General features: G+C 72.4%; 12 protein-coding genes and 1 pseudogene. 3 read left to right on the top strand and 10 right to left on the bottom strand.

From position 1 onward, the window contains the following. Window positions 1–129 precede the first annotated feature (129 nt). From ACI79C_RS23430 to ACI79C_RS23420, 3 genes are all read right to left on the bottom strand, one after another. Window positions 130–1,053, bottom strand: a complete 924-nt coding sequence (locus tag ACI79C_RS23430; protein WP_456948098.1) for an RNA polymerase sigma-70 factor — start codon at window positions 1,051–1,053, stop codon at window positions 130–132. Then, a complete protein-coding gene (locus ACI79C_RS23425) occupies window positions 1,050–1,982 on the bottom strand; it encodes an NAD-dependent epimerase/dehydratase family protein (protein ID WP_456948097.1) in 933 nt (310 codons plus the stop codon). The genes ACI79C_RS23430 and ACI79C_RS23425 overlap by 4 nt, the downstream gene beginning before the upstream one ends. Window positions 1,983–2,502: 520 nt before the next feature. Beyond that, window positions 2,503–3,300, bottom strand: a complete 798-nt coding sequence (locus ACI79C_RS23420; RefSeq protein ID WP_456948096.1) for a MerR family transcriptional regulator — start codon at window positions 3,298–3,300, stop codon at window positions 2,503–2,505. A 78-nt stretch (window positions 3,301–3,378) separates the two neighbouring features. Between ACI79C_RS23420 and ACI79C_RS23415 the strand changes: the two genes are divergently transcribed. The 3 genes from ACI79C_RS23415 to ACI79C_RS23405 all read left to right on the top strand — a co-directional run bounded on the left by ACI79C_RS23415 (window position 3,379) and on the right by ACI79C_RS23405 (window position 5,723). Then, window positions 3,379–3,732 carry a nuclear transport factor 2 family protein gene (locus ACI79C_RS23415; RefSeq protein WP_456948095.1) on the top strand — a complete coding sequence of 118 codons (354 nt, stop codon included), beginning with the start codon at window positions 3,379–3,381 and terminating at the stop codon, window positions 3,730–3,732. Window positions 3,733–3,817: 85 nt separating this feature from the next. Continuing rightward, window positions 3,818–4,564 carry an alpha/beta fold hydrolase gene (locus ACI79C_RS23410; protein WP_456948094.1) on the top strand — a complete coding sequence of 249 codons (747 nt, stop codon included), beginning with the start codon at window positions 3,818–3,820 and terminating at the stop codon, window positions 4,562–4,564. Window positions 4,565–5,105: 541 nt separating this feature from the next. Next, window positions 5,106–5,723 (top strand): superoxide dismutase family protein, encoded by a 618-nt coding sequence (locus ACI79C_RS23405; protein ID WP_456948099.1) that lies wholly within the window; start codon window positions 5,106–5,108, stop codon window positions 5,721–5,723. A 333-nt stretch (window positions 5,724–6,056) separates the two neighbouring features. Here the strand turns inward: ACI79C_RS23405 and ACI79C_RS23400 are convergent, their stop codons facing one another. The 7 genes and pseudogenes from ACI79C_RS23400 to ACI79C_RS23370 form a co-directional block, all read right to left on the bottom strand. Then, complete coding sequence (locus tag ACI79C_RS23400) at window positions 6,057–6,611, bottom strand: hypothetical protein (protein ID WP_456948093.1); 555 nt, start codon at window positions 6,609–6,611, stop codon at window positions 6,057–6,059. A gap of 336 nt (window positions 6,612–6,947) precedes the next feature. Further along, a complete protein-coding gene (locus ACI79C_RS23395) occupies window positions 6,948–8,309 on the bottom strand; it encodes a hypothetical protein (RefSeq protein ID WP_456948092.1) in 1,362 nt (453 codons plus the stop codon). A 220-nt stretch (window positions 8,310–8,529) separates the two neighbouring features. Continuing rightward, window positions 8,530–10,734, bottom strand: a complete 2,205-nt coding sequence (locus ACI79C_RS23390) for a hypothetical protein (RefSeq protein ID WP_456948091.1) — start codon at window positions 10,732–10,734, stop codon at window positions 8,530–8,532. Between the two features lie 160 nt (window positions 10,735–10,894). After that, a pseudogene (locus tag ACI79C_RS23385) lies at window positions 10,895–11,168 on the bottom strand (hypothetical protein); the annotation flags it as partial. Between the two features lie 64 nt (window positions 11,169–11,232). Continuing rightward, window positions 11,233–12,468 (bottom strand): hypothetical protein, encoded by a 1,236-nt coding sequence (locus tag ACI79C_RS23380; protein WP_456948090.1) that lies wholly within the window; start codon window positions 12,466–12,468, stop codon window positions 11,233–11,235. After that, entirely contained in the window at window positions 12,465–14,306 is a 1,842-nt protein-coding gene (locus tag ACI79C_RS23375) for a putative PEP-binding protein (protein WP_456948089.1), read from the bottom strand. Before ACI79C_RS23375 ends, ACI79C_RS23380 begins: the two co-directional genes overlap by 4 nt. Further along, a complete protein-coding gene (locus ACI79C_RS23370) occupies window positions 14,303–15,388 on the bottom strand; it encodes a glycosyltransferase (protein WP_456948088.1) in 1,086 nt (361 codons plus the stop codon). Before ACI79C_RS23370 ends, ACI79C_RS23375 begins: the two co-directional genes overlap by 4 nt. Window positions 15,389–15,409: the final 21 nt, after the last annotated feature.

Below are 15,409 nucleotides of genomic sequence, written 5' to 3'. Positions count from 1 at the left end.
CGCCCGCGCCTGGACCGCGATCATCTGGCGCTGCTGGCACGACCGCGTTCCCTACGACCCGGACCGCCACGGCGCCCTCACCCGATACCTCGGTCAGGGAACCGCGGCGGCGGCTTGACACAGGGCTACTCAGTCGGTGCGCCGCCGAGCCTGGTTCACCTGGCGGGCGACGGCCCAGGCGTCCGCGACCGGACCCAGGTGCCCGAGCTTGTCCGGGTTGATCAGCGAGTGGATCGTCTGGATCCGCCCGTCGAGGACGTCCAGCGTCCAGGTGAAGACGACCCTGCCGTCCCGATCGCGGAAGATCGCGCCCGGCTGTCCGTTGATCTCGTGCGGCTCGAACGTCACGTCGATCCGGACCATCGGAGGCACGATCGCGGCCAGCAACCGCGCCACGTTCGCGGCGCCGACGACGGCCCTGGCCAGCTGCGGGGCCTTCCCGCCGCCGTCCCCGACCAGCTGGACGTCGGCGGCGAGCAGCTCCCGCAGACCGTCGACGTCCCCTTCCCGGAAGGCGTCGAGGAACCGCTGGGCGAGCTCCTCGCGCGCCCTGCGGTCGGCCTCGAACCGCGGGCGCCCGGCGTCCATGTGGCGGCGTGCCCGCACCGCGAGCTGTCGGCACGCCGCCTCGGACCTCCCCACCGCCGAGGCGACCTCGGGGAAGCCGAACCCGAACACCTCCCGCAGCACGAACACCGCCCGCTCGAGCGGGCTGAGCCGTTCGAGCAGCAACAGGGCCGCCATCGACACCGAGTCGGCCAGCTCCGCCGCGCGCGCCGGGTCCTCGTAGGGGTCGTCGAGCAGCGGCTCGGGGAGCCAGTGCCCGACGTACTCCTCCCGCCGCACGCGGGCCGAGCGCAGCACGTCGATCGAGATGCGGGTGACCACGGCGGAGAGGAAGGCCTTGGTCGACGTCGGTCGTGTCGGGGAGGACTCGAAGCGCAGCCAGGTCTCCTGGACGGCGTCCTCGGCCTCGCTCACGGTGCCGAGGATCCGGTAGGCGATCGCGAACAGCAGCGACCGCAGCTCCTCGAACTCCTCGGCCCGCGTCACGCCAGCCCCTTCGCGAAGCCCTGCCGCCACGACGGGTAGCGCAGCTCCCAGCCGAGCTCCCGCTTGGCCTTGGCGTTGGAGAAGCCGCGCCCCTCGGTCATCATGACCACCGCCAGGTCCCCGGCGAGCAGCCGCGCCAGCCACGTCGGGATCCGCACCGGGGGCTTCGCGCCGGCGCACGCGGCCAGGTGGGGCAGCCACTCGCCGGCCGGGGCCGGATCGTCGTCGACGATGCTGAACACGCCCCTGGCCTGCTGCTCCACGGCCAGGACGGTGGCGCTCGCCGCGTCGTCGACGTGCACCCACGAGCTGTAGCCGGTGCCGCGCCCCACCAGCGGGTACTGCCGCTTGCGCACGAGCGCGACCTGGTCGTCAGTGGCGCCCGGCCCGTAGAGCGCGCCGTACCGCAGGGCCGCGCCGCCTGCCCTGACCACCGCGTCCTCGAGGTGGAGCACGGCTGCCATCATCGGTTGCAGCACCGTCCCCGTCAGCGGGTCCAGCGGGTCCGCCTCGGTCTTCACCCATCCGCCCTCGCGGATGCCGTTGAAGCTGCCGAAGCTCTGCGCGACGACATGGGACACGCCGGTCGCCTCGGCCGCGGCCAGCAGGTGGTCGGTCCCCTCGGTGCGCAGCCGGTTGGTGGTGGCGAAGTACCGGTCCATGTGCTTCATGTCGGGCTTGCCCGCGTGAGCGGGGTTGATCGCGGTCATCTGGTGCACGATCACGTCCGGCCGGGCGGCCGCCACGGCTCCACCGACCGACACCGCGTCCAGCCCGTCCATCACCACGCCATCGGCGCCGAGCTGCTCCAGCACTCCCAGCTTGGCCGGGCTCGTCGTCGTCGCCGTCACCTGGTGGCCCCGGGCCACGAGCTGCGGCACCAGCCGCCGCCCCACGACCCCGGTCCCACCGGCCACGAACACCCGCATGACCATCACCTCCCTGCTCCCGGAACTGGCTCTCATCCCGGTGACGAGACAGCCCCCACCCCCTGTGACATCGAGGTCCCGGCGCACGTCCGTGCCGATGACCGCCTCGCAGGCGTCCCGGTCCGACGGTGCTCGGGCGATCAGCCTCGACGCGTGCGCGAGGAACGCCAACGCGGGGAGTGTCTGGTCGATCAACCAGACCGGCGTGTGCGAGAGTCCGGCGCGGCACGCCGACGCCAGGGAGACGCGCTCGACCTCGTCGTGCCGTCCGAGCCGATCGACGGGGGCCCGGGTCCCGCGCAGGCGGCTGCCCGGCGACCCTGAGCGTGCCCGCGCATGCCACTGCCCGACCGAGGGCCGTGGGTCCTCCGCGCGGACGGTGTGCGTGTGACCACCGCCCGGGTGATCCAGGACCTTGGCACTCACCGGTCCCGGTCGGCGCCTGATCCTCGGAGTGGTACTGGCCAGAGCTGGCCCTGTCGGCCTCTCCGGGGCGCGGGTCAGGGGTGCGGCGGGATCGTCAACGCGAGGCCACACGGAAGACGGGCCAGCCGATCTCGGTGCGCCAGGCGCCCGGTTCGGCCGTGTCCCGCGGGCCCACCAGGTAGCTCTCGCGCACCGGCCCGGCCACGGCGAGCGCGTTGGCCACCACCCAGGTGCCGAGTCGGCCGTAGGTGACGTCGATGTCGTCGTGCTCGCCGACGTGGGTGGCGACGGCCAGCTCGACGGGCGGCAGGGTGACCGGGTGCACCCGGCCGCTGAGCGGGGGGTGCGCCGTCGGCCGGTACACGAGCACGTGCCCGTGGCCGGTCTCGAACAACGCGTTGTCGTACAGCCCGCCGGGGGGACCGGTCGGCTCCCTCACCACGGCGTCCAGCTCGGCCATGGCGCCGGCGTACCAGTGGAGGACGTGGTCGTGCGCCACGTCGTCCTCGACCACGGCCACCGTGGTCGCCGGCACGGCACGCAGCTCGACGGCCAGCGGGGCCGGCTCGGGCCGCAGCAGCCGGCGCAGCGAGGCGACCGCCGCGCGGGTGCGGTCGAGCTCGGACTCGAGTCGCTGCAGGTGGTCGGCGACGAGGGCGGCACGGGTGTCGGGGTCGGGGGAGCGCAGGATGCGCTGGACGTCGGGGAGCGGGACGTCGAGCTCGCGGAGGCGGTGGATGACCTGGGCGGTCGGGATCTGGTCCGCGGTGTAGTAGCGGTAGCCGCTGGCGGGGTCCACCGTCGCGGGCTCGAGCAGGCCGGCGTCGTGGTAGCGGCGCAGTGTGCGCACGCTCAGATGCGTCAGCCGGGAGAACTCGCCGATCGCCAGCACCGGAGCACTGTGCACCCTCTCCCCGGGGGAGAGTCCAGTGCTCGACCCTCCCGGCACGGGAGGCCGCACCGTCGAGGCATGACCACACCGACCAGCATCCGGCCGAGCGAGCTCCCGGCCACGATCCGCGGTTTCCTGGCGTCCCACGTGGCCCGCGACGGCGACGCCGCCCTCCGCGCCTTCAGCCCCACCGCCGTGGTCGTCGACCAGGGACAGGCCTTCCGGGGGACCGAGGAGATCCGCGGCTTCCTGTCCCGGGCCGGCGCCGAGTTCCGCTACAGCACCACGCTCGTCGGTGCCCAGCGCACCGACGACGCGCACTGGGTCGCCACCAACCGCCTGGCGGGCGACTTCCCCGGCGGCGTCGTCGATCTCCGCTACCGCTTCGCGATGGACGGCGACCTCATCGCGGAGCTGGTCATCGCCCCGTGACGACCGGGTCCCGGCAGTCATGGTGCGCACGAGGTGTGCGACCGGACGGGCGACACGGGTCGCCCGCTGACCGAGAGGGAGAACGATGACCAGCCGCACGAACGACGCCCACGCCGGCGCCAGGCCCACGGTGGTGCTCGTGCACGGGGCCTTCGCCGACTCGTCGAGCTGGAACGGCGTGATCGCCCGGCTCCGGCAGGACGGCTGTCCGGTGGTCGGGGTGGCCAACCCGCTGCGGTCCCTGCGCAGCGACGCCGAGTTCCTGCGCGACGTCCTGGACGGCGTGGACGGGCCGATCGTCGTCGCCGGCCACTCCTACGGTGGCAGCGTGATGAGCGAGGCGGCCGACGGGCACCCGCGGGTGGAGGCGCTGGTGTACGTCGCCAGCTTCCTGCTCGAGGAGGGCGAGAGCACCGGCGAGCTGGCCGGGAAGTACCCCGGCAACGAGCTCGGGTCGGCGCTGCGCCCGCTGCCCGTCCACGGTCCCGGCGGGCAGAGCGTCGACGACCTCTACATCGCGCAGGAGGAGTTCCGGTCGGTCTTCGCCGCGGACGTGCCGGCGGACGTCGCCGAGCTGATGGCCGTCACGCAGCGGCCCATCACCGGCGACGCGCTGGCGGACAAGGCGACGAAGGCGGCCTGGAAGACCATCCCGTCCTGGACCCTCGTGACGCTCCAGGACCGGGCCGTCCCGGCCCAGGCCCAGCGGTTCATGGCCGAGCGGGCGTCGTCGCACGCCGTCGCGGTGGACGCCTCCCACGCCGTGACCGTCTCCCGGCCCGACGTCGTCGCGCGGCTGATCGACGAGGCCGCCCGCGCGACGGCCGCCTGATCCCACGGGACCCGCCGGCCGGGCCGCTCCGCTCCTCTCGCCGCAGGAGGGGAGCGGCCCGGCACCGGTCCGGGAGGTCCCGTGCAGGCGCTCGGCCTGACCGGCGTCCTCGCCTTCGCGGTCTCCTTGGCCCCTGATCGGGGATCGCCACCTGGAGGTGGCCGCGCACTGGGCGGCGTCTGGGTGGCCGGCAGCGCCGCCGACGTGACGGCGCAGGTCATGGCCTCGACGGTGCAGGGGATGGCCGCCCCGCATCCCTTCCCACAGCGCCGACCGGCGCGGACGTCGGAGCATCGAGGTTCCGCACGAACGGATTCCCGGCTCTTGTGATCACGAACGGTGACGACATCGCCGCTGGGTGACCGCTTGGTCGGCTGACGCGGCAGGAGCACGCCTGGGCGACTTCCCTCACCTCACGTGGCAGAGGAGTCTTCGCGGTGCAGCTCCTGGCCGAGCCCCGCTCGGAGACGCGGGTCTGAGCAGCTCCGGCATCTCCGCCGGTCACCTTCGCCGGCCGGGAGGTGACCGTCAGGAGGACCTCATGCCTCGAGCGCTTGCCACCCCCCTCCTGTCCGCGTGTGCGATCACTCTCGTCGCGGGCTGCGGAGGTGCTGGGACACAGGACGAGGACCCAGCCGCAGCCGCTGAGGAACACGCGGCCAGCACCGACGAGCTCACCGCGACGCTGGTCGACCCGGAGGGCACGGAGGTCGGGACCGTGAACGTGGCGGAAGCGGAGGGAGGCACCCGGGTGTCCGTACAGGTCACCGGCCTCCCGCCCGGCTTCCACGGATTCCACCTGCACGCCGTCGGGCTGTGTGAGCCGGACAGCGCAAGCCCGTCCGACCCGTCGATGACGGGGGACTTCCTCTCGGCAGGAGGCCACATCGGTGCGGGGGAATCCGACCACGGCGACCATCCGGGCGACCTCCCCGCCTTGTACGTCACCGAGTCGGGCGCCGGGTCACTCACGGCCGTCACCGATGCCCTGACCCTCGCGGACCTCACCGACGACGACGGCACCGTGGCCATGGTGCACGCCCTGCGCGACAACTACGCGAACATCCCTGAGCGTTACGCGCCCGGGGGGCCGGACGAGATGACCCGGAACACCGGCGACGCGGGCGGCCGCATCGCCTGCGGGCCGATCGTGGGCTGACATCCCTCCGGCCGCCGTGTCGGCAGGCGGGTGGCCGTGGTTCCTGCGCTGTGTCCGAGGGGCGGATGCGGTACGTCCGCCCGACGCTGCGCCGCTGGGCCCTCCCCGTGCCAGTGAGGTCTGGACGACGAAGCGGTCCAGCCCGGGTTCCCGTGAGCGTTCGGGCTCCTCGACTCGGCCGGCCCGTCGGTGACCCTGCTGGCGAGGCGGCAGTCAGGAGCGGTGTCCTCGTCCGCGAGGCCGCTGAGGTGAGGGGCTCGCAGCCGGCGCTCGGCATGGCGTGGTCACCGCTGTATCGGCTCACGGGGTGACGACGGCCGGCGTAGTCGGGTCCTACTCCCGTATGGAGGCGGAGACCTCGTGGAACGTCGGCAACCATGCGTGGTCCACGTGAGCGGGGGCGAAGAACACGAGGAGAACCGGGGTGGGTCCCTCGATCAAGTACAGGTGGAGGTGCAGCACCTCGCCCGGGGTCAGTTGCAGACTCCCGTCGAAGGTGCTGGTGTCGCGGCCGGCCATCTCGGTCTGGTCACCGGGCGGGGAGATCGTGCTAGAGGGCAAGGACGCCTGGATCTGCTCCCGCTGCTCCACGGGATCTCTCGCGTTGAGCAGGGGCCTCTCGGCGATGTACAGGCCGACCGCCGACTGGGGTTCCCGCTGCGCCGCGCTGGCCGCCTCCTGCCGTGCGCTCGCCTCCCCGAGGAAGATCCCGGACCAGTCGACCGGGGCCAGCACTGCCTGACCCTCGATCCCCGGCCGACGCCATGGTTCCCAGTCGCGCGGAACGTCCGCCGAGTACCCGCCGACTCCCAGCTGCCGCGTGACCAGGTCGGACGCGCCCTCCCACGGTCGCCAGAGCACGAGGAACAGGATGACCGCCGCCAGCACGACCGCCGCGACGACGACCCACAGTGGCCGACGGCGTCGCTGTCGGGTGGACGCCCTGGGCTCTGCGGACGGCTCTGCCGAGGGGGCGGACGGCGTGTTGACCGGAGCAGTGTCTCCCCGAGGAGGAGTCGAGGCCTGCGGGCGGGTGGCTCTCCTCTTGGCGAACGGGTACACCTCCGCCGACGAACCCTCGTCTGCGCCTACGCTCACGGCCCCGGCCACCTCCACGACCGGTCGCCGCCTGGCGGCTGTCGCTGCTGCGCCGTTGTCGCGAGCGCAGCGACGTCCGCGTTCGCCGACGTGACGCCGGGTCCTCGCTCCCGGACGAGCCGTGGCTCAGCGGTCAGCATCTCGCTGGCCAGCGGATGGGGTCCCTGCCCTGGGCGCCGCTCCATTGGTCGTGCTCGGAGTCCCCCCGACAGCGGGGTCGGTGTCGCCGGCGCTGTGGGTCCCTTGGGGAGGCGCGGGTCTGGCGTCCGAGCCGGCAGGGGGACGACGTCGTCCGATGAGCAGCCCCGTGACCAGGGCCCCGAGCACGAGGAGCGCCACCATGCCCCACATCCACCATGCGATGCCCCCGTCGCCGGGCACGGGGTTGCTGGTGGCCTCCTCCTCGGCGGCGGCGCGGTCCCGGGCGAGCGTGAGGTAGTCGCGGGCGAGGGCTGAGTCGAAGTACGTCGTCGCCGTCTGCAGCCGCTCGGCAGCGACCGCGTACTCCGCCCGGTTGAGCTGCGCGAGCCCGTCCGCGAAAGCGATGTCGAAACCGGATCGCGCAGGCGTGATGCCGGCACCGACCAGCGCGGCCTGGATGCTGGCGGCCCCGACCGCGGAGACGACGAAGGACGGGTCACAGTCGGCCAGGGCGAGCACGCCGCCGGTGGCCCGGTCGATGACGGGTCCGCCGTTGAGCCCACCGGCGAGCGAGGTCGTCAGGGTCGGGCCCCCCGTCAGCCTGCTGCCGTCCAGCCGCACGGGTTCGTCTGCGGGCTGCAGGCTGCGCGTGGACGGAGCCGACTGCGACACCTCCCACTCGAGTCCGGCGACCATCGCCTCGTCGACGGGCTCCTGGGTCGGAGACAGGCCGGCGGTCGGCAGGCCTCCGGCGCCGATGCGCAGGAGCGCCACGTCGGTGGGGCCGGAGGGCTGGTTGACCAGCGTGGCCGGCACGGGGTCCTGCGAGTCCGCGCTGAGCAGCACGACCTCGTAGCGTTCGTGGGGGACGACGATGCAGTGCTCGACCCGTCGGTAGCAGTGCTGGAGGTGCTCGTCGATCGCGGGATCCGTCGCGTGTGTGGGACCGGTCGTGTCGTTCCCGTCCACCAACTGCGCGCCGATCTGCTCGACGAAGAGTCGGTTGGCGGCCGGGACGGTCACCGTGTCCAGGTCCTCCCGGAGCAGCCGGTACAGCGTCGCGATGACGCCGTCCCCGGTCACCAGCACCCCGGTCGCCTCAGCTTGGCGCACCTCGTAGGTCCCTTGGTGGATGACCACGTCACCGGTGGAGTGGTTGACGTGGGCGATGGTCACGTCCGCGACCACGTTGACGCGCACGAGCGCGGCCTGCGTGCCCACCAGTTCGGTGTCCACCGTGGCCGGCTCGTTGCCGGCCGGGCTCGCCTGAGCCGCCGGCGTCAGGGCGAGGACCGCGACGAGGACCGCGGCGACGGAGCCGATGCGGCGGATGAGCGTTCCTGACATCGCTGACCCCCAGGGGTCGTTGCCGGTCGGAGCGGCCACCGCCTCCGGTGACCGCGGGTTCGGAAGAGGCGGATCGAGGGCCGTGGCGAAGACCGGAGCCGCCCATGTCGGCACCACGTCCCTGTAGCTCCTCGGTACGACCTGCATCGAGCCCGGACGTCGTGCGACCCCGCCCGGAGGTTGAGCGGTGTGCCGTACGGCTCACGACGGTGACGGCATGTCAGCGGCAGTCCGTCAGCCATCGGGCGACCTCCTCTTGAGCCCGTTGGTACGCCTGCACGGCGTCTCTCCCGCGCTGGCGCCAGGCGTCCGTCGGCTCAGCCTCCCGGAGTGCACGACCGAGGTCCTGGGCGTACCGCAGGGCATCGATCTCGGTCGCCGCGGCCTTGGGGCACGAGGCCGCGGGGGTGTCCGCCGGTGCCTCGGTACCACTGCAGGTCAGGAGCGCACTGTTCACTCCTTGGACGTACGCGTCGAAGACCTCAGCTGACTGGGCACCCTGCTCGAGCGTCCGCACTCCACTCGTCCCGTCGGAGGCCGTTCCACTCACCTCGGCGACATGGCGCTCGAAGGCGCTCTGGATGTCCGTCTCGTAGAAGTTCGTGAGGAGCCTCGCGGACTCCAGGGCCGGTTCGCACTGCCGGAAGACCTCGCTCGGCAGCGGATGGAACTGCGGCGCAGCCGGCACCGTGGTCGCGGCAGCCTCCGCCTCGGTGGTCAGCGACACCACGTCCAGCGACCCGGTCTGGACGAGCCCGTAGAAGCCCGCCATCTCCTCTCCGTACTCCGCCATCTCCTGGTACCGGCGCTCGTAGGAGTTGGCCACACGCCCCTGGCCGTCGGCGAGGGAGTACCACGTCCCGGGGCACACGGCGGTCGGGTCGCGTCGGATCTCCGAGTCCTCGGCCTGGCCCTCCAACGTGCCAGCAGGACTGATGCACGTGGCCATGCTGGCCAGCTCGACCTCCATGAGAGGGGCCGCCTTCGCGGGGTCGTACAGCCGCATGCTCAGCACCTGCACGGTGTTGACGACGTGTGAGCCCCAGACGAGTCGATGGAGGGTGCTCAAGTCCTCGATCGGCCACTCGACCACGGTGTAGCGGTGCGGATAGGGACGGGGCGACCTCACCTGCTCCTGTGGCACCAGCAGGGGAACCTCGTCCGAACCCCTCGGCATGGTGAGTTCCTCGTAGTACGAGTCCCGACGTCCGACGTCCACTTCGACGGTGCTGTCAGACTCCGTGGTGGCACCAGCGGCGGCATCGTCCTGTGAACCGTTGTGCTGGACTGCTTCCTCGGCCTCCTTGTAGTCCCGGTACTCCTCGTTGCTCATGAGTGCCTGGGGCACCATCTCCGGCCCGTGACTCGGGACCCGTTCGAGGACGAGCCGCGATCCCTGGGCGACGGCCAGCCATGCCGACAGCTGAAGCTCCTCCAACCCGGGAGACCCGCTCGATTCCTCGTGTGCCGGGACGTGGACCAGCAGGTTGGTCTCGAACGTCTCCCCGCGCTCCAGCCAGGAACCGTCCCCGACGATGTGCCCCAGCTGGAGCGTCTGGGCCGCTGTCCACCGGGTGGTGCGGGAGATGGGGTAGTCGTCCTCGGCCCTCGGGTCTCCAGCGCTGAACTGGCCGTACCGGTAGATGTGGGGCTGGTCGCACTCCGGGTCGGTCACGGGCGCGAGTTCCTCCAGGAAGCAGGCCACCTGCTGCCGTTCCCGGTCGACCTCGTTGATGCCGTCCATCGGGTCACGCAACCCGTGGGTGACCGTCATCACCTGGTAGAGAGAGGCGACGATCCGGACCTTGGTGGGGCTGACGTTCTGTACGGTGATCGTGCCCTCGAACACGTGCGGGTCCGACGTGTCGTCGGCGGTGTCCCCCGCCGTTGCCGGCGCCGGCCGCAGCTCGGTCGTGACGGTCAGGGCCGCCGCGGTGGTGCCCGGCTGGTACTGCTGCGTGTACCACCAGTTCACTCCGCTGAAGAGCACGGTCACGGAGAGCCCGCCGGCGAACAACCGCCCGCCGATCGCGGTCCAGGTCACTTGTTCGTCGGCGTGGTCCTTGGTGCTCCGCCAGCCGAGCACGGCCGCCACCACCGAGGCCCCCACGATGGCGGCCCATGGCACCCACGCCGGGAACGGGGGCAGGCGACTGGGGGACAGGTCAGGTGCTCGGTACTGCATGAGGAGCAGGTAGCCGCCCACGAACACCCCGGCGACGCCTGCGGCCACAGCCGCGACTCGACCGCGCTTCCACCGCCAGGTGTCCCGGGCGAGCACGGCGCTGCCCGCGAGCAGCACCAGCCCGGCCATCGCGAACGCCAGCCCGATCAGCTTGTACTGCAGGTTGGCTGCGGACAGCGAGTCCAGCAGGCCCACCCAGGAGGCGAAGACGCCGATCGCGCCGAAGAGGGCGGCGGCCACCCAGGCCACACTCGGCCTCAGCGGACGGGTCAATGCCATGGACCGGTCACCACTCGGCGTCATCGGATCAACCGCCTGGGCACTTCGTGCCCAGGCCGCGACGCTAGGTCCCGCCCGTCACGCCGGCGTCACCGTCCCGTCACCGCAAGCGGCTGGGTGGTCAGGCTGCGTGAGTGGCGCGGGTGAGTGGTCGAACTCGATGGGTGAGTCGTCCGAGGCGGCGTTGCCGTCGGCGACGGTGGTGGGGACCTCGATCCAGGTGTTGATCGTCAGCCGGAGGTCCTCGCGGGTGGCGTGGCGCTGCCCGACCAGGACGTTGCGCCGCAGCAGGGCGACGAGGGACTCCTGGCCGCGTTGTCGCCGCAGGCGCCCACGCGGTACCTCCAGCCGATCAGGCCGGTGTCCTTCCCCGTGTGGACGGAGGCGGTTGAGCGGTGGGGCGCGGGGGATGCGGATGGTGGCGTCGACGCAGCGACCGGAGAACACGGACGATCCACGTCATGGGCCGAGGTGGTGGGCCTCGGCCCCACATCCGGTGACCCCTTCATCCGCAGACGGCAGTGTGGCGACGAAGACGGGGTCTATCGCGACGGAGCCCGAGCGTCGGTGGACAGCAGCGCACATCCCCTCCACGGTGGCTCCGGACGTGGACAGAGACATCCCGAGCGCGTCCGCCAGAGCGAAGAGGCTCCGCCACAAGCTCATGTTGCGTCGGCGCTTCTCCTCGTCGAACTCGCGGGCCGAGCCCAGGAAGTCGTGCAGCAGGAGCAGTCGCCGCCGGGCTCCTGGGTCACCTGTGTTCTCACGCAGTGCCCGTCGAGCCCACTGCCGATGGAGCCTCCGTCTCCATGACCGATCCGAGGCCTCCTGGATCCGCGCGACGATGTCGGCGTCGCGCCCGGCTCGGCGGCCGTACCGGCGGGCCACCTCACGGGGGTACTGCTCGAGCCAGTAGCTCCGGTGATCGGTGTCGAGCGACTCGAACGTGAAGAACAGCGCCTCCTGGACGAACCGCGCCCGGGCTGGCGCAGGGAGATCCGGCCGGCCACGCAGCGCCAGCGCCACCACCCAGCTCTCGCGCTCGAGCACGTCGTAGGCCACCGCACCAGAGGTGGGCAGGTAGCTCGCCTCGGTCACCTCCGCGGCTGCGGCAGGGGGCAGGTGTCTGGCGACACGCTCCGCGACCGCGGACGGAGGTGGCAGGAGGGAATCAACCCCGAGCGCGTTGAGCTCGACCTTGGCCTGGAGCAGCGAGCGCAGGGCCGTGTCGCTCGCCGTACCGGTGGTCAGGTCCGCCCAGAACGCCTCCTCCTCCGCTGCCAGTTGCCGGGCCGCCGCCCGCCAGCGGTCGTCGAGTGCCTGGAACCACTGCAGGTCGGCTGCCGCCAGTCGCCGGGCCGCGACCTCCCGCGGCCGGTTGCCCATCTCATCGTCCGGACCGCCGAACACCAGGGTGGTGCCTGCCAGCCCGATGGTCGACCGTGACGTCGCGCCCCAGATCTCCAGCCTCCTGGCGTAGATCTGCAGATACAGGTCGATGTACAGCACCGGCATGCCGCCCAGCTCGACGACGTAGTACGTCTCGCCAGCGCGGGGAAGTGGCCCTGTCACGGACGCCGCCCGGGGCGTGCTCAGGCCGCTACCGCCCGCTGGGCCGGCCTGCCATGGTGCATCGAACGCCGTCCGCAGTTCGTCCAGTAACACCGTCGTCGCGCCGGGGTCCCGCAAGGTCACCACGTTGGTCCCCCAGCGGTCTCGAGGGCAGGGGTGGACTCGTCGCCGGCCACCTGGAAGGCCCGCAGTCGGGTGGGGGACAGGGCGTGCAGGGGAACGCTCACGTGGTCCACGAGACCCTGTACTGCGAGGCTGACCACCCGCGGATCGACGGCGTGCGCACCGCAGAAGCCGATCGTCACCTCCGGGTTGCGGGCGCGAGCCCGGCGGGCGGCATCCCGTACCAGGTCGAGGACGCAGGTGGAGGGGACGACGAACGGGTCGTCCTCGGCGAGGCCCGTAGTGCGGTACGCGTCGAGCACCGGCAGGTAGTCCTCGCGGCTGAGGCCTAACAGCAGCTGCGTCAGGTCGTTCGTGCCGAAGGACAGCACGTCGCACTCGCCAGCCAGGGACTCCACCGACATGGCCGCCGCCGGCGTCTCGACCATGGCGCCCAGGCGCAAGTCCGTCCCGGCGTCCTGCACCTGGTCTCGGCTCTCGTTCCACCACGTTCGGACGAGAGCGACCTCGGCGCTGGTGACCACGAGGGGGACCAGCACCTCCACCGGGACGGCGTGCTCCGAGCTCTGCCGGACCCCAGCGCTCGCCCGCAGGATCGCCTGCAGTTGCGTGCGGTACAAGGCAGGCCAGCGCACGCCCTGGCGGACGCCGCGGAGCCCGAGCATGGGGTTGACCTCTCCCGCCACGGGGCCGCCCAGCTCGTGCAGCGGGTAGTCGAGCAGCCGCACGGTGACCGGGCGCCCGGCCGCCGCCCGCAACAGTCGCCGCAGCTGCGTCTCGAGGACTCCCCCGAGGGTGTCGAAGTCCGACTGTGCTTCGGCACCCGGTCCGGCCGACAGCGCGGCCCGCAGCAGGTCGTCGGCGCGGGATCGGCGCACCAGGTGTTCGGTGCGGACCAGGCCGATGCCGTCCGCGGTCGCCGGGAGAACGCCGGGCAGGTCGTCGGCGGTGTCGACGTTGACCCGGATCAGGGCCGGGCCGCGGTTCTCGACCAGCAACCTTTCGATGGTCGCCTGCCGAGGATCGGCTGCACGGGGCGCGTCGAGAGCCGCCGTCCCGGCGTACACCTCGCCGGTGGCGAAGTCCACGGTCACCGCGGTGCCGAACCGCAGCTCCCCGCCGTCCCAGTGCAGCCCGGTGTCGTCCACGCGGTGCTCGGGCAACGCCATGTACCCGAAGCCCCGATCCCGGGACATCAGTGCGAAGTGGTCGACGGGTGAGCCGCGCAGGGCCAGTACGCCGGCGCAGTCCGGGTCGTCGAGGAGCTGCGTGTGTGATCCCTCCACGCGCTCCACCAGCATGATCGTCGGCCCGCCGGCACGGGGTTCCCCCGGCTGAGCCACCCGACCGGGGACGAGGACCCCCGTGGCGGGCGCGCCGGCGATGGGTTCCCCCCGGGTCGCCCGGATCAGCCCCGGGTTGCGCGCCGGGTCCACGTCCGCGGGGCGACGGGCGAGCGCCGCGGGCGGTAGCCGGCGGAGGGCGGTCGGAGCGTCGATCGCTCCCCGGTCGAGTCGGTCCCCGAGGAAGCGCAGCGCGGCCTCGGGCGTAAGCGCGAGCGGCGCGACCCTGAGCACGACGCCAGGGCCGCCGTCGATGGCCCGGATGAGCACCTCGCAGGGCAGCTGTTGTCCGGCAGCCACACGAGTGCACAGGCGATGGAGGCCGGGCCGGACCGCGCGGAGCTCGTCGAGGGCGGTCCCCGGGGTCTCGGGCCGACTTCCCGGGGCGGCCGCGACTGCGGCCGGGTACACCTCGCCGAGCACTGCCGGCTCTCCGGTGAGCGGGTCGGCATTCACCAGCCAGACGTCCAGGGAGCCCGGCTCCGGGGAGCTCATCGCCGGCCGTCGACGAGACTGGTCAGCAGGGCCAGGGCTCGGTCGAGGCCGGGCATGCCGGCCACCTCCGTGCGCAGTCGGCAGGCACGTGCGGCATAGGACGGGTCGCCGAGCACCTCATCGACGCAGGCGGCGAGCTCCCACGGGTCCGGTGGGAGGCTTCTGACCACCCGCCCCACCCCCAGGACGGCACAGCGGCGAGCCGTCTCGAACTGGTCGCCGAGAACCGGAACGAGGACCAGTGGGACCCCGGCCGCCAGCGCCGCGAGGACCGTCCCGTAACCCCCGTGGCTCACCACGAGGTCGCAGCGCGGCATCACCTGCCGGTGGGAGACGAACCGCCGCACGTGGACCGTCGCCGGTTGTGGTCCCAGGCGAGTCGGATCCTGGTCGCGGCCGACGGTGACCAGCAGGGAGTGTGGCCCGCGGCGCAGGCCCGCCAGCACCGCTTCGAGCAGTCCGGGCAGCGCGTTGGCGACCGTGCCCACCGTGGCGTAGACCAGTGGCCGGGCGGCCGATTCGATCCACGCGGGGAGCTCGTCCCCGTCGGTCCCCTCGTACGGGAGGAACCGCAGTCCCTGGGTCGTGGGCGGGACGAACCCGAGGCGGGCGAGGGTCGGCGGCATCGCCGACAGGTGCAGGTGCCGGTAGAGCATCGCGAACGGCGACTGGTCCGGCAGGCCCAGGGCGCGACGCGCTCGTGACAACTCCGCGCCGACCAGCAGCCACGGAGCCTCGGGCGGGCAGATCGAACCGACCTGGACCGATGCGTGCGGCAGGTCCAGGCACTCGGCGGCGAGGCAGCCGCCGAACTCCGTCCCGTCCCGCACGATGGCGTCTGGACGAACGGTCCTGCAGGTGGCGAACACGTCGAGTGCCATGGCCTCGATCTGCGCGTGGGGGAACGTGAACACGTCCGGGCCCGCCGGGTGCGCACGGAAGCCGGCGCGCTCCACCTCTGCGCAGAAGCCAGGACCGCAGGCGAAGTCGACGCCGTGACCTGCTGCCTCCAATGCCTCGGCCAGGGGGGCCAGAGGGTGGAAGTGGCCCGTGGCCGGCTGCGTCGTGAAGAGGAACTGCATGGGCACCTCCGAATGGCAGGC

This window comes from Geodermatophilus sp. SYSU D00697 (assembly GCF_054050175.1).
Note: the sequence above shows the minus strand (reverse complement) of the source record. Positions and strands in the feature narration are given on the sequence as shown.